Annotated in this window: 14 protein-coding genes; 9 read left to right on the forward strand and 5 right to left on the reverse strand. The window is 68.3% G+C overall.

The genetic code is table 11. From position 1 onward, the window contains the following. Positions 1-182 precede the first annotated feature (182 nt). Together E5S69_RS21075 and E5S69_RS21080 are read left to right on the forward strand one after the other, a co-directional pair. Positions 183-1,760 carry an MDR family MFS transporter gene (locus E5S69_RS21075; protein WP_423766658.1) on the forward strand — a complete coding sequence of 526 codons (1,578 nt, stop codon included), beginning with the start codon at positions 183-185 and terminating at the stop codon, positions 1,758-1,760. Between the two features lie 100 nt (positions 1,761-1,860). Further along, positions 1,861-2,490 carry a glutathione peroxidase gene (locus E5S69_RS21080; protein WP_171516570.1) on the forward strand — a complete coding sequence of 210 codons (630 nt, stop codon included), beginning with the start codon at positions 1,861-1,863 and terminating at the stop codon, positions 2,488-2,490. A gap of 25 nt (positions 2,491-2,515) precedes the next feature. On the opposite strand, the gene gstA is transcribed toward E5S69_RS21080, so the two are convergent. The 3 genes from gstA to E5S69_RS21095 all read right to left on the reverse strand — a co-directional run bounded on the left by gstA (position 2,516) and on the right by E5S69_RS21095 (position 5,398). Then, entirely contained in the window at positions 2,516-3,142 is a 627-nt protein-coding gene (gstA, locus tag E5S69_RS21085) for a glutathione transferase GstA (protein WP_171516571.1), read from the reverse strand. A gap of 137 nt (positions 3,143-3,279) precedes the next feature. Continuing rightward, complete coding sequence (locus E5S69_RS21090) at positions 3,280-4,008, reverse strand: maleate cis-trans isomerase family protein (protein ID WP_171516572.1); 729 nt, start codon at positions 4,006-4,008, stop codon at positions 3,280-3,282. Between the two features lie 91 nt (positions 4,009-4,099). Continuing rightward, positions 4,100-5,398, reverse strand: a complete 1,299-nt coding sequence (locus E5S69_RS21095; protein WP_171516573.1) for an MFS transporter — start codon at positions 5,396-5,398, stop codon at positions 4,100-4,102. A gap of 188 nt (positions 5,399-5,586) precedes the next feature. Between E5S69_RS21095 and E5S69_RS21100 the strand changes: the two genes are divergently transcribed. From E5S69_RS21100 to E5S69_RS21110, 3 genes are all read left to right on the forward strand, one after another. Continuing rightward, positions 5,587-6,306, forward strand: a complete 720-nt coding sequence (locus E5S69_RS21100; RefSeq protein WP_171516574.1) for an FCD domain-containing protein — start codon at positions 5,587-5,589, stop codon at positions 6,304-6,306. A 32-nt stretch (positions 6,307-6,338) separates the two neighbouring features. Continuing rightward, complete coding sequence (locus tag E5S69_RS21105; protein ID WP_171516575.1) at positions 6,339-7,187, forward strand: fumarylacetoacetate hydrolase family protein; 849 nt, start codon at positions 6,339-6,341, stop codon at positions 7,185-7,187. A gap of 204 nt (positions 7,188-7,391) precedes the next feature. After that, complete coding sequence (locus tag E5S69_RS21110; RefSeq protein WP_171516576.1) at positions 7,392-8,633, forward strand: M20 aminoacylase family protein; 1,242 nt, start codon at positions 7,392-7,394, stop codon at positions 8,631-8,633. 30 nt (positions 8,634-8,663) lie between these two features. Here the strand turns inward: E5S69_RS21110 and E5S69_RS21115 are convergent, their stop codons facing one another. Continuing rightward, positions 8,664-9,536: an AraC family transcriptional regulator gene (locus E5S69_RS21115; protein ID WP_171516577.1), complete on the reverse strand. Its 873-nt coding sequence runs from the start codon at positions 9,534-9,536 to the stop codon at positions 8,664-8,666. Between the two features lie 127 nt (positions 9,537-9,663). On the opposite strand from E5S69_RS21115, the gene E5S69_RS21120 reads away from it, so the two are divergent. Then, entirely contained in the window at positions 9,664-10,914 is a 1,251-nt protein-coding gene (locus tag E5S69_RS21120) for an MFS transporter (protein WP_171516578.1), read from the forward strand. 34 nt (positions 10,915-10,948) lie between these two features. Here the strand turns inward: E5S69_RS21120 and E5S69_RS21125 are convergent, their stop codons facing one another. Next, entirely contained in the window at positions 10,949-11,500 is a 552-nt protein-coding gene (locus E5S69_RS21125) for a MarR family winged helix-turn-helix transcriptional regulator (RefSeq protein ID WP_171516579.1), read from the reverse strand. A 97-nt stretch (positions 11,501-11,597) separates the two neighbouring features. Between E5S69_RS21125 and E5S69_RS21130 the strand changes: the two genes are divergently transcribed. The 3 genes from E5S69_RS21130 (at position 11,598) to E5S69_RS21140 (ending at position 13,954) form a co-directional block, all read left to right on the forward strand. Next, positions 11,598-12,509: an EamA family transporter gene (locus E5S69_RS21130; protein WP_171516580.1), complete on the forward strand. Its 912-nt coding sequence runs from the start codon at positions 11,598-11,600 to the stop codon at positions 12,507-12,509. Positions 12,510-12,595: 86 nt separating this feature from the next. Next, the gene (locus E5S69_RS21135) at positions 12,596-12,862 is read left to right on the forward strand and encodes a hypothetical protein (RefSeq protein WP_171516581.1); all 267 of its coding nucleotides are present in this window, start codon (positions 12,596-12,598) and stop codon (positions 12,860-12,862) included. Between the two features lie 99 nt (positions 12,863-12,961). Then, entirely contained in the window at positions 12,962-13,954 is a 993-nt protein-coding gene (locus E5S69_RS21140; protein ID WP_171516582.1) for a Bug family tripartite tricarboxylate transporter substrate binding protein, read from the forward strand. Positions 13,955-13,957: the final 3 nt, after the last annotated feature.

Raw genomic sequence — 13,957 nt, forward strand, 5'->3', positions numbered from 1 at the left:
GGCCCGTGTCCAACCGGCCAGATCCCGCCGCAAGCACGATATGCGCTGGCCGCATATAATTATGCGTTCGCTGAATTAGGCCGACCGCCCCGGCATCACGCCCCCCTCGCGCGGTTCCCGGCCGAGATTCCCCGCATTCGACGTTGCTTTCGCCGCACATTGCTGCGGCTTTGTGCTTGCCCATGTCTTCGCCCGCTTCCGCCGCATCGCCTGTTTCGCCAACCCCCGGCAACACCACCGCCCTGCCCGTCCACGATCACCGCGCGGTGATGCGCGTGATCGGCGGCATCGTGCTGTGCATCCTGCTGGCCGCGCTCGACCAGACCGTGGTGATCCCCGCGGTGCCGGCGATCGCCAATGACCTGAACGGCTTCGGCCACCTGTCCTGGATCGTCACGGCCTACCTGATCGTGTCGACGGTGACCACGCCGCTGTACGGCAAGCTTTCAGACAGCTTCGGGCGGCGGCGCCTGCTGATGGTGGCGATCACGCTGTTTATCGGCGCCTCCGTTGCGTGCGCGCTGGCGCAGACGCTGGGACAGCTGATTCTGTTTCGCGCCTTGCAGGGCGTGGGCGGCGGCGGGCTGATGTCGCTGGCGCAGGCCGCTATCGCCGACGTGGTGGCGCCGCGCCAGCGCGGGCGTTACCAGGGCTACCTGGCCACCGTGTGGGCGGTGGCGTCGATCGCCGGACCGCTGGTGGGCGGCTGGGTCTCCGACCACATGTCGTGGCGCTGGCTGTTCTGGGTCAATGTGCCGCTGGGCCTGCTGGCCATGTTCATGTGCTACCGCGGGCTGGCCATGCTGCCCGCGCGCGGCGGGCGTGCGCGAGTCGACTGGCTGGGCGCGCTGCTGCTGGCGGTAGCCATCGTCGCCTTCCTGCTGGCGATGAGCTGGGGCGGCGACGTCTACGACTGGCTCTCGCCGGAACTGGCCGCCCTGCTGCTGGCCGCGGTCGCCGCCGTGCTGCTGCTGGCCTGGCAGGAACGCCGCGCGGCGGACCCGATGCTGCCGCCGCGCCTGTTCGCCAACCGTGCCTATGTGCTCGGGGTGGCCGCGTCGGCGCTGGCCGCGCTCGACATCTTCCTGTGCATCTTCGCCCTGCCCCTGCACTTCCAGCTGGTGCGCGGCGCCGATGCGTCGACCTCCGGCCTGCTGGTGATGCCGTTCCTGCTGGCAACGGTGGCGGGCAATTTCATCGTGGCGTGGCTGGCGCCGCGCGTGGGCCGCATGCGGGGCATCCTGACCGCGGGCTATATCGCCGGCGCGCTGGGGCTTACCGTGCTGGCGCTGGTGACCCCCGGCGTGCCGCTGGCGGTGGTGCTGGGGGCGATGACGCTGGCCGGCGTGGGCCTGGGCATCACCATGGTGTCGACGCTCATGAGCGTGCAGAACACGCTGGAGCGCCGCGATACCGGCGCCGGCACCGGCGCGCTGCTGGTGCTGCGCTCGCTCGGCAGCGCGCTGGGCGGCGCCCTGGCCGGCACGCTGCTGACGCTGGAATTCCGCCATGCGCTGGCGGCCTCGGGAATCACGCAAGCGCTGGACCTGGGCGCGCTGCGCCATGGCAGCGAGGCCTTCGCGCAGCTGTCGCCATCGGTGCGCGCGGTGCTGGCCGGGGGCGTCGAATCCGGCTTTCACCTGATCTTTGCGGTGGGTGCCGCAGCGGCAGTGCTGGCGCTGCTGATCGTGCGCCGCATGCCGGACGTGGAGCTGCGCAGCAGCGTCACCGAGCACGCCGCCACGCTGGCAATGGACTGAGGGACTGAGCGGACGGAACACGCGTCGCATCCGGCAGGCCGCCATCGGCGTAAACTACGCGTACCCGATACCGCGAGCCGACCACCGGAGCCCCGTCGCCATGCGCCCTCGCCCCCTGCCTTCCCGCCAGTCCGTTTTCCTGTCCGCCGCCGTCATGTTGGCGGCGGCGAGCGCAAGCCTGTTGCCGGCACCGCTGCGTGCCGCCGACCCGCCTGCCGTCCCTGCCCTCCCTGGCGCCGCTGGCGCCTGCCCGGCCTCGCTCAACTTCACCTTCCCGCGCCTGCAGGACGATGCGCCACAGAACTTGTGCCAGTACGCGGGCAAGGTGGTGCTGGTGGTCAATACCGCCAGCTATTGCGGCTTCACGCCGCAATACGAAGGACTCGAGGCGCTGTACGCCAGGTACGGCGCGCGCGGGCTGGTGGTGCTGGGCTTCCCGTCCAATGACTTCTCGCAGGAGCCGGGCTCGCAGAAAGAGATCGCGGACTTTTGCTACAACACCTACGGCGTCAAGTTCCCGATGCTCGGCAAGTCGCACGTGCGCGGCAGCGAGGCCAACCCGATGTACGCGCTGCTGGCCAGGCAGACCGGCACCGCGCCGAAATGGAATTTCTACAAGTACCTGATCGGTCGCGACGGCAAGGTGGTCGCCAGCTACGGCAGCCGCACCGCACCGGACGACAAGGCGCTGGTGGCCAAGATCGAAGCGCTGCTCGGCGCGCCACGCTGAGCAGCGCTTTGTCGCGCGGCCGGGCTCAGTCGCGCACCAGTCCTTCCGCCCGCATCGCTTCCTGCACCGCGGGCCGCGCGGCAACGCGCGACAGGTATTGCTGCAGCGCCGGGTAGTCGTTGAGCGGCAGCTTCAGGATGCGGGCCCAGCCGACGATGGTGAAGCAGTACGCGTCGGCCACCGTGAAGGCGTCGCCGGTCAGGAACTGGCGGGTTTGCAGGTGCTGGTCCAGTTCGGCAAAGCGGCGGTGCAGCTTGGCCTTGCATTCGTCCTGCGTGCTTTGCGCGGTTTCCTTGTGCCACAGCCAGGGGCTGAAGACCTTGTGCAATTCCGTCGACACCAGCGTGATCCAGCCGGTGGCTTCCAGGCGCTCGCGGGTGCCGGTAGCGGGCAGCAACGCGCGTTCGGGGACCAGGTCGGCGATGTATTGCAGCAGCGACGCCACTTCGGTATGGCGGGAACCGTCGTCCAGCTGCAGCAGCGGCACGTAGCCGCGCGGGTTGATGGTGTAGTAGTCGTCGGTGCCGTTTTCCGGCACGGCGAGCTTGTGGTGGTGCAGGTCGACCCTGGCCAGCGTGACCGGCAGGCGGGCTTCGCGCAGCGCGATATGGACGGCCATCGAGCAGACGCCGGGAGTGTAGTAGAGCTTCATCGCGATCCTGTAGTGGTTGCCAGGCCGCCACGCCCATGTGGCGGCCGTGCAGGCAGTCTAGGATCGCGGCTCTTGTGCAGCAATGCGCGTCCTTGCGGACGCGCATTGCAGATCTGCACAGGACTTCTGACGCCGGCTTACTCGACTTCGCGGAACAGGCGGCCCCAGCCGCGCAGTTCGCGCGTGTCCACGCCGCACAGGCGCAGCGACTTCCATACCACGGTGGAGATGGTGTCGTACAGCGGGATGCCGGTTTCAGCCTCCAGTTCTTCGGCCAGGTGTGCCGCGCGCAGGTTGGTGCAGAACGTGGTGATGGCCTGCGGCTGGTGCTGCGCCAGTCCGCGCACCATGTCGCGGATGGTGTCTTCCTCGACCTCGGCAAAGCTGTAGTTGACGTGCAGGTCGAGGTGGCTCTCGGCGACGCAGTGGAAGCCGCTGCGCTCGTAGTTGGCGATGATGCGTTGCTGTACGTCGTCCAGGTACGGCGTGGCCAGGCCGAAGTTGCGCGCGCCGGTCTTTTCCAGGATCTCGTTGAGCGCCAGCACCGAGGTGGTGGCCGGGATGCCGGTGGCTTCAGTGATCTGCTTGCACAGCGCTTCATCCTTGTCGAAGCCCAGCCACCCGGAAGAGGTGCCGTTCCAGGCGATGACATCGACGCGCGCGTCGGCCAGCAGGCTGGCGGCGGCCAGGATCTTGTCCAGGTTGAACTGGCCCAGCGCCTGGTCGCGCAGCGAGATCTCGGTCACGGTGAAGCGCGAGAAATGCGCGCTGACATGGGGCAGGCCGGCGACCATCGCGCTGGTAATCGGTTCGAGCGCGGTGTTGGAAGACGGCGTCAGCATGCCGAGTCGGATTTGCTTGGTCATTTGCTTTTGTCTCAGGAGTAAGTGCGCGCGCCGGGACGTTGCCGGCGCCTTACGCGGGTTTCTTTGCGGAACTCGGTGATCCGACGGATCTTCAGACCGGAATCTTAGTCTCGTAGTCGATCGCGGTGGAAGCCAGCAGCAGGCCCACGCCGGCCGCGGCGAAGAACATCAGCGCGAGGAAGTACGAGCCGGTGAACTGCACGATCATGCCGACGATGATCGGCACCGAGATGCCGCCGATATTGCCGCCGAGGTTCATCACGCCGCCCAGGAAGCCGACCTTGTTGCGCGTGCCCAGCATCGACGGCACGCACCAGAACAGGCCACACCAGCGCAGGAAGAACAGCGTGGACGACAGCAGCACGACCACCACCACCGGGTCGGTGACATAGGCCACCGAGAAGATCGATGCCGTGGCCACTACCGCGGCGATGCCGAACAGCGTGCGCATCACCACATTGGGCCGGCCGCCGGCTTCCTTCCATTTGTCGGCGATCCAGCCGCCGATCAGTTCGCCGACGAAGCCGCTGAAGAAGATGATGAAGCTGGCGCCGCCCATCTGCTTGATGTCGAAGCCGTGCACCTTGTTCAGGTAGTTGGGCATCCAGGTCAGCAGGCCGTAGAACACGGTGTTAAAGCACATCCAGCCGATCGCCATGCACCACACCGAGCGGTACTTGAAGAAGTCGAGCGCGCGGCCTGACAGGTTGGCCGGCTCGGCACGGTGTTCATTGGCCAGCGCTTCCTCGATGTAGCGTGCTTCCAGTTCATTGACGCCGCGGTGCTCGCGCGGGGAGTTGCGCACGTAGTACCAGGCCAGCGCGCCGGCCAGCACCGTGCCGACGCCGGCGACGATAAAGGCCAGGCGCCATGAGCCCAGCGAGGCGATCAGCCACGTGATGATGATCGCGCCCAGTGCCGCGCCCAGCGGCGCGCCGCCGTCCAGCAGGGTGGCGCCGCGGCCGCGCTCGTTCTGCGTCATCCAGATCGCATTGAGCTTGCCGCCGGCCGGGTAGATCGGCGCCTCCGCCGCGCCCAGGCCCAGCCGCGTGAGCAGCAGTGCTGTCGCGTTGGTGGTGAATGCCGCCACGGCTTGGGCAATGCCCCAGAACACGGTGGCGCACGCAATCACGATGCGCGGCTTGTACTTGTCGGCCAGCATGCCGCCCGGTACCTGCATCAGCGCGTAGGTCCAGAAGAAGGAGCTGAGGATCAGGCCCTGCATGGTGGGACTGAGGTCGAACTCCTTGGCGATCAGCGGCATCGCCACCGACAGCGAGGCGCGATCGATGTAATTGATCGCGATGAGAAACAGCATCATCAAAAAAATCTTCCAGCGCACCGAGGTCCTGGCCTCGGTGACCACTGTTGCCCGCGTTGTCGTCTGCATGACGTTCGTCTCCTGTTTCGTCCTTTGGTTGAGGCAGTTCTAATGGTTGTCGCGCAACAGGCCGGAGTATAGGATACGTAATCTGTAATTACAACGCGTGTAAGTCATTGATTTTACGATGTTGCGGATGCACAATTTCGGGGTGTGGTAGCCTTGCTGTGGTGCATTTCCCCATTTTGGTGACGTCTGTGACACAAACGCTTTCCCCTTCCGCGCGCCTGCGCACGCTTGGCATGTCGGCCGAAATCGCCGCGCGGTTGCGCACCATGATCGAAGAGGGCGAATTGCCGCCCGGCGCGCGCATCGATGAACGGGCCTTCTGCGAGACCTTCGATGTCTCCAAGACGCCGCTGCGTGAGGCGCTGAAGGTGCTGGTGTCCGAGGGGCTGGTCCTGCACCGGCAGTACATCGGCTACCGGGTGGCGCCGCTGGACCTGGAAGAACTTCGCGCCACCTTCGAGACCCTGCACGGCCTGGAGGTGCTGGCGGGCGAACTGGCGGCGCAGCGGCTGGGCGCGGCGGCCATGGCCAAGCTCGAGCGCCGCCACCAGGCCATGATCGACGCCCACGCCGCCGGGCGGCGCACCGACTATTTCCGCATCAACCAGGAAATCCACCAGCTCATCATCGACGGCGCCGCCAACCCGGTGCTGGCCAGCATCTACGCCACGCTGATGAGCAAGGTGCACCGCGCGCGCGGCGCCGCCAACGCCGATACCCTGCGCTGGCAGGAGTCGCATGAGGAACACGAGGCCATCATGGCCGCGCTGCGCGAACCCGGCCGGCCGCGTTTGGCCCAGGTGCTGCGCAGCCACTCCGAGAACACCGCCCGGGAAGTGCTGACCGTGGTGGCGCAAACGCTGGCGGAAGGCCATGGGCGCAATGGCGCGCTCAAGCAATCCGCCTGAACCCCTTAAACATCCACTACACCACGACGACGATGAAACTGGTTCGAGTAGGCCACCCGGGCGCCGAGCGCCCCGCCATGATCGATGCGGCAGGCCGCGTGCGCGACCTGTCTGGCGTGATCTACGATGTCGATGCGACGCAGCTGGCGCCAGCGGCGTTGGACGCGCTTGCACAGGTGGATCCCCAGACCCTGCCTGTCATCGAAGGCGCGCGTTTTGGCGTGCCCTGGACCGGACTCGGCAAGATCGTCGCGATCGGCCTGAACTATGCCGACCACGCCGCCGAGGCCGGCATGCCGCTGCCGGCCGAGCCGATTGTGTTTCTCAAGGCCAACAGCTCGCTCAATGGCCCCAACGATGCGGTGATGCTGCCATTCGGCTCGAACAAGACCGACTGGGAAGTGGAGCTGGGCGTGGTCATCGGCACCGCCGCGCGCAATGTTTCGCGCGAGCAGGCGCTGGAGCACGTGGCCGGCTACTGCGTGGTCAACGACGTCTCGGAGCGCGAGTTCCAGATCGAGCGCGGCGGCACCTGGGACAAGGGCAAGGGCTGCGATACCTTCTGCCCGGCGGGCCCGTGGCTGGTGACGCGCGACGAAGTGCCGGATCCGCAGGCGCTGGGGCTATGGCTGGAGGTCAATGGCGAGCGCGTGCAGCAGGGCACCACCGCCACCATGGTGTTCGACGTGGCGACGCTGGTCAGCTATGTCAGCCGCTTCATGACGCTGCTGCCAGGCGACCTGATCGCAACCGGCACCCCGCCCGGTGTCGGCATGGGCTGCAAGCCGCCGCGTTACCTGAAGGCCGGCGACACCATGCGCCTGGGCGTGGAGGGGTTGGGCGAGCAGACGCAGCGGGTGGTGGCGTACGGCGAGCGCTGACAGCGGTCGCCGGAAGGGTTCCCCATCGATACGCTTTCATACAAAGCGTTGTGTTTCCACACAAAGCGTACGATTAGGGCAACAGTTCTGGCGCCTAATGCGGCCCGATTACATGGTTTTACAGGAAATCGCCGGCCTGGCGTTTCGCTCGGGTTTTCTGCGTGAAATACTGGTTATACAGGTTTCGCCAGAGAGCAAAACATCATGTCCGAGCACGCCCCCGAAATCGAGTCTTACCTCGGCACCACCCTCCAGTCCCCCGCGTCGCTGAAGCACCGCTACTGCGCGCTGGCCGATACCCTGGACAGCCGCGTCGAACTCGAAGCCATCCGGCGCAATATCCACCAGCATCCCGAACTCGCCTTCGACGAGGTCCGTACCGCGGGCCTGGTCGCCACCCTGCTGGAAGGCTGGGGCTACGCGGTCACGCGCGGCGTGGGCGGGACCGGGGTGGTGGGCACCTTGCGCAGCGGCGAGGGCGGGCATAGCGTCGGCATCCGCGCCGACATGGATGCCTTGCCGATTCACGAGCGCACCGCGCTGCCGTACGCCAGCGTCAATGCGGGCCGCATGCATGCGTGCGGCCACGACGGTCACACCGCGATCCTGCTGGGCGCGGCCAGGCAGCTGGCGCGCACGCGCAATTTCAACGGCACCGTGCACCTGATCTTCCAGCCGGCCGAGGAAATCGGCGCCGGCGGCGGCGCCGAGCGCATGCTGGCCGATGGCCTGTTCGAGCGCTTTCCGTGCGATGCCATCTTCGGGCTGCACAACCATCCGGGCGTGGAGCAGGGCACTTTCCTGTTTCGCTCGGGCCCGTTCATGGCGGCGTGCGACACCGTCACCATCACCATCCGCGGCAAGGGCGGCCACGCCGCGCGCCCGCACCAGTCGGTCGACCCGATCCTGGTGGCGGGCAGCCTGGTGATGGCGCTGCAATCCGTGGTGTCGCGCTATGTCGATCCCAATGAAACCGCGGTGGTGACGATCGGCACGCTGCATGCCGGCCACGCCCCCAACGTGATTCCCGACCACGCGCGCATGGAAATCAGCGTGCGCTCGTTCAGCCCCGAGGTGCGCACGGCGCTCGAGCACCGTATCCGCCAGCTCGCCACGGCGCACGCGCAAGGCTACGGCGCGGTGGCCGAAATCGACTACGTGCGCGGCTACCCGGTGCTGGTCAACAGCGAGCGCGAGACCGAGTTCGCGCGCCAGGTGGCGGAGGAACTGGTCGGCGGTGCCAGGGTGGTGGACCAGGCGGCCCGCATCGCCGGCAGCGAGGACTTTGCCTACTTCCTGCAGCAGCGCCCCGGCTGCTTCGTGCGGCTGGGCAACGGCGCCAACCAGCCGCTGCTGCACAACGCCGGCTATGACTTCAACGACGACAACCTGACCGTCGGCGCGGCCTACTGGACGCGGCTGGTGGAGCGCTACCTGGGCAACTGAGCACGGGTCCGGCCTCCTGCCCGCGGCGCCCTAGCGGAAGAACGCGCTCGGCGGCACGCCGAACTGCCGCCGGAACATGGTGGCGAACGCGCTCGGGCTGTCATAGCCCAGGTCCAGCGCCACATCCACCACCTTGCTGCCGGCGGCCAGCTTTTCCAGCGCGGCCAGCAGGCGTGCCTGCTGGCGCCACTGGCCGAAGGTCATGCCGGTCTCGCGCGCGAAGCGGCGCTGGATGGTCTTGGGATCCAGCCCCAGCCGCGCGCCCCAGTCCGCCAGTGTCAGCGCGGTATCGGGCGCGCCGGCAATGGCGTCGCAGATCTGCCGCAGGCTGGCATCGGCCGGGCGCGGCAGGTGCAGCGGCAGCGACGGCACCAGCATCACTTCATCGAGCAGCAGCCGCATCAGCCGCGCATCGCGCGTGCCAGCCGCGTACGGCAACGGGATTTCGACCGCGGCCAGGATCAGCTCGCGCAGCAGCGGCGAGATGCCCAGCACGGTGCAGCGCTGCGGCAGGTCGGGCGCGGCATCGGGGCGGATATAGGCGGTGCGCATCTGCACCCGGCCGACCATGCGGATCCAGTGCGTGGTGCCGCCCGGCATCCACATGCCGCGCGTGGGCGGCACGATCCACTGGCCGTCGGCGGTGGCCACCACCATCACGCCATGCACGGCGTGGATCAGTTGCGCGTGCGGATGCTGGTGCGGCTGGGTCACGTGGCCGGGCAGGTAGTCGGCCGCCATCGCGGTGACCGGCAGCGGACTGCGGTCGAAGCGGAAATAGGGTGGCGGATCGGCGTAGGTATCGCCCAGCGCCAGCGTCTCGGGCGTGGGCTCGGGCAGCGGCTGCCGGGACCGGCGTCCGGCGGGCGCCGCGGCAGGAAGAGGGCGGGGGGCGCGCGCCATGTCCTTTTCTCCAAGATTGCGGACCTATTCTCGCAGGACAGGCGTGGGCACGCCAGCTAGCATCGGTGCTCAGTCCTTTCCCGGCCGGCGCCCCCGCTGGCCGCTTTCCGTTTGTCGAGAGCCGCCAATGAGCACAACCATCGACGCCGCGCCGGCTGGCGCAGCCCCCGCGACCCCGTCGCCGTCATCGCCATCCCCGCACGCCGGACGCACCGGTTTCCGCGTGCTGTCGGCCATCAGCTTCGCCCATTTCCTCAACGACATGATCCAGTCGCTGATCCTGGCGATCTATCCGATGCTGAAGGGCGGCTTCAACCTGAGCTTCACCCAGATCGGCCTGCTGACCATGACCTACCAGGTCACCGCGTCGCTGCTGCAGCCGGTGGTGGGCCTGTACACCGACAAGCATCCGAAGCCGCATTCGCTGGCGGTGGCGATGGCGTTTACGCTGGCCGGCCTGCTGCTGCTGTCGGTGGCGCCCACGTATGGGGTGTTGCTGGTGGCTGCTGCACTGGTCGGCACCGGTTCGTCGATCTTCCACCCGGAGTCTTCGCGCGTGGCGCGCATGGCGTCGGGCGGCCAGCACGGGCTGGCGCAGTCGATCTTCCAGGTGGGCGGCAACGGCGGCAGCGCCATGGGCCCGCTGCTGGCCGCGCTGATCGTGCACCAGCAGGCCAGCCTGGCGTGGTTCTCACTGGCGGCGCTGGTGGGCATCGTGGTGCTGTGGCGCATCGGCGGCTGGTACGCGCGCCAGCTGGCGCAGGGCGCGCGCAAGCGCAAGGCCGCGGCCGACACGGCCAGTCCGGTGGCCACTCGCGTGGTGGTGCGGGCCATGGTGGTGCTGATGGTGCTGGTGTTTTCCAAGTACTTCTACATGGCCAGCCTGACCTCGTACTACACCTTCTACCTGATAGAGCGCTTCGCGCTGGCGCGCCAGGATGCGCAGCTGCACCTGTTCCTGTTCCTGTTCGCGGTCGCCGCCGGCACCATCCTTGGCGGCCCGATCGGCGACCGCATCGGCCGCAAGCGCGTGATCTGGGCCTCGATCCTGGGGGTGGCGCCGTTCACGCTGCTGCTGCCGCACGTGGACCTGTTCTGGACCACGGTGCTGACCTTCATCATCGGCTTTATCCTGGCCTCGGCGTTCTCGGCGATCCTGGTGTTCGCGCAGGAGCTGATTCCCGGCAAGGTCGGCATGGTGGCGGGCCTGTTCTTCGGCTTTGCCTTCGGCATGGGCGGCATCGGCGCCGCGGTGCTGGGCGGCATGGCCGATACCCACGGTATCCGCGCGGTCTACGAGTACTGCGCCTACCTGCCGCTGCTGGGCTTGCTGACGGTGTTCCTGCCGGATCTGCGCGAGGCTTCGCCGCGCGCCTGAAGCGCCCCTGAAGCGCATCCGGCATGCGCGGCGCTCAGGCGCCCGGCTTGCCGTCGCCGCCACTGCCCGGTGGCGGCTCGAACATGCGCAGCCAGCGGCGCAGCAGCGCGGCCAGCTGCGCGCGCTCGGTCGCGGTCAAACCGTCCAGCAGGCGATGCTCGTTGGCGACGTGCAGCTCCACCGCGTGGTCGACGCGCTCGCGGCCGGCGTCGGTCAGCGCCACCAGCAGCCCGCGCCGGTCCTCCGGATTGGGCTCGCGCCGCACCAGCCCGGCCCGCTCCAGGTGGTCGAGCCGGTTGGTCATGGTGCCCGAGGTGATCATCAGCGAACCGATCAGCGCACCCGGCGACAGCGCATAGGGCGGCCCGGCCCGCCGCAGCGTGGCCAGCACATCGAATTCCCACGGCTGCAGCCCCGCTGCGCCGAGCGCGGCCTCGATGGCGCGGCCGGTATGGCGGTTGAGCCGGCCCAGCCTGCCGAGGATGCCCATCGGCGAGGCGTCGAGGTCTGGCCGTTCACGCGCCCATTGGGCGAGGATGCCGTCGACATGGTCGGGTGCGTCTTCGGATTTTCGGCGAGCGGTCATCGGGGCAGGTCAGGCAAAGAGGAAGCGGATCGAAGTATCTTGACATCAACCAATCCCCTCCGTAAAGTGGATTTATCTTGACGTCAAGAATATCGACATGAAGGCGAATGGCATTTCGAAACCTTCGGCGCCCGCTCCCAGCCTGCGCGACATTGTGCTCACCGGCCTGGCCCCGGCTATCTGGGGCAGCACTTACCTGGTCACCAGCCAGTGGCTGCCGCCCGGGCAGCCACTGCTGTCCGGCGTGATCCGGGCGCTGCCGGCCGGGCTGGCGCTGCTGGCATTCGGCCGGCAATTGCCGCGAGGCAGCTGGTGGTGGCGCGCGGCAGTGCTGGGTGTGCTCAATATCGGCTTCTTCCAGGCGATGCTGTTCATCGCCGCCTACCGGCTGCCGGGCGGCGTGGCGGCTACGGTGGGCGCGATCCAGCCGTTGATCGTGGTGGTGCTGGCGTGGGCCTGGCTGGGCGCACGTCCGCGCCCCGCCGCCTGGATGGCCGGCGCGGGCGGGCTGCTGGGCGTGGCGCTGCTGGTGCTCGGGCCGGCCGCCAGGCTGGATGCCGTGGGCGTGGCGGCCGCCGCCGCGGGGGCCGTGTCGATGGCGGTGGGCACGGTGCTGACGCGGCACTGGCGTCCGCCGGTTTCGCCGCTGGTGCTGACGGCATGGCAATTGTGCGCGGGCGGGCTGTTCCTGCTGCCGTTCGCGCTGGTGCTGGAGCCGTTGCCGGGACATTTCACGCTGGCCAATTGGCTCGGCTATGCGTGGCTCAGCATTGCCGGCGCCGGCTTCAGCTACGCGCTGTGGTTCCGCGGGGTAGGGCGCATGCCGCCGGCGGCGGTGGCGGCACTGGGCTTGCTCAGTCCGGTCAGCGCCACGGTGCTTGGGTTCCTGGTGCTGGGACAGGCACTGACGACGCTCCAGGCGGCCGGCGCGCTGCTGGTGCTGGGCAGCGTGTGGCTCGGCCAGCGCGCGGCCGCGCCGGCTGCGGTGACGCGCGCGCAGCCCGCCTGATGTCATCCGCGAAGGGTGCTGCTGCCGGGCGGAAATTTGCGGCATCATGGCGGGCACCCAATCAGACGTGCCCGTTCCCGCCGACGATGCCATCCGCCCCCGCTCCTTCCGCCGCCCCCGCCACGCCGCCCTGCGAGCGCTGCCTGGCGCTGGCCGACGATCCGCGCCGGCGCGAGCCGCCGGCTTGCCTGGCACTGCGCGGTACGGCGCCGGTGGTCACCCAGAGTGCCGCGGGGGTGCCGTACAGCATGCTGTCGTTTTGTTGCCGCGACTGCGGCACGGGCTGGCGCCTCTATGACCGCGCCAATGAACTCTTTGTCTCGTGGGTGCCGGAACGGCCGCTGGAGCGCTGAGCGCGGCGTACGATCGGCTAAGATAGCGGCTGTTCCGCGCCAGGCGTGTCGGTTGCCGCCACGCGGCCGCTCTCGTCGAATTTCTCCCGCTTCTCCATCATGGCCTTTCCCTTCCGCGCGTCGCTGCTGGCCGCAGCGTGCGTCTTCAGCGGTGCCGCCGCACTTGCTCCCGCCGCTGCCGTCGCAGCCGACGCCTATCCCAGCCGCCCGATCCGCCTGATCGTCGCCTACCCCACCGGCGGCATCAGCGATACCGTGGCGCGCGCGCTCGGCGAGCGCCTGTCGGCGCAAATGGGTACGTCGGTGGTGGTCGAGAACAAGGCCGGCGCCGGCGGCAGCATCGGCATCGATGCGGTGGCCAAGGCGGCGCCGGACGGCTACACGCTCGGCTTCGCCGCGACCAGCCCGCTGACGCTGAATCCGCATGTCGGCCGCGTCAACTACGACCCGCAGAAGGATGTCGCGCCGGTGATGAGCGTCATGTATTCGCCGGTGCTGGTGGTCGCGACTACCGCGTTCAGCGGCAAGAGCTTTGCCGACGTGGTCGGCCAGGCCGGCGCGAAGCCGGGCTCGGTACGCTGGGCCACTTCGGGCCTGGGCACCGTTGGCCATGTGGTGCTGGAACAGATCAAGCAGAAGTCGAAGGCCGACATCGTGCTGATTCCGTACAAGGGCGCGGGCCAGCAGATGAACGATGCGCTCGGTGGCCAGTTCGAGGTGATGAGCACCAACGCCAGCCCGGTGCTGACGCAGCATATGCAGGCGGGCCGCCTGCGCGCGCTGGCGGTGGGCGCTCCCAGGCGCCTGGACAGCCTGCCCGCCGTGCCGACGCTGGCCGAGCTGGGCTACCCCAAGGCCAACCTGACCTCTACCTTCGGCATCTTCGCGCCGGGCAAGACCCCCGCGGCCATCATCAACCGCCTGAACGCCGAACTGAACAAGGCGCTGGCGGAGCCGGAAGTCCATGAGCGCCTGCTCAAGGGCGGCGAAGTGCCGACCGGCGGCACCCCGGCGCAGTTTGCCAAGGCCATCCGCGAAGAATCCGCGGAGAACGCCCGCATCGTCAGGGAAGCCGGGATCAAGGCTGACTGACTG

Source organism: Cupriavidus necator, assembly GCF_013141915.1.
GTDB lineage: Bacteria > Pseudomonadota > Gammaproteobacteria > Burkholderiales > Burkholderiaceae > Cupriavidus > Cupriavidus necator_B.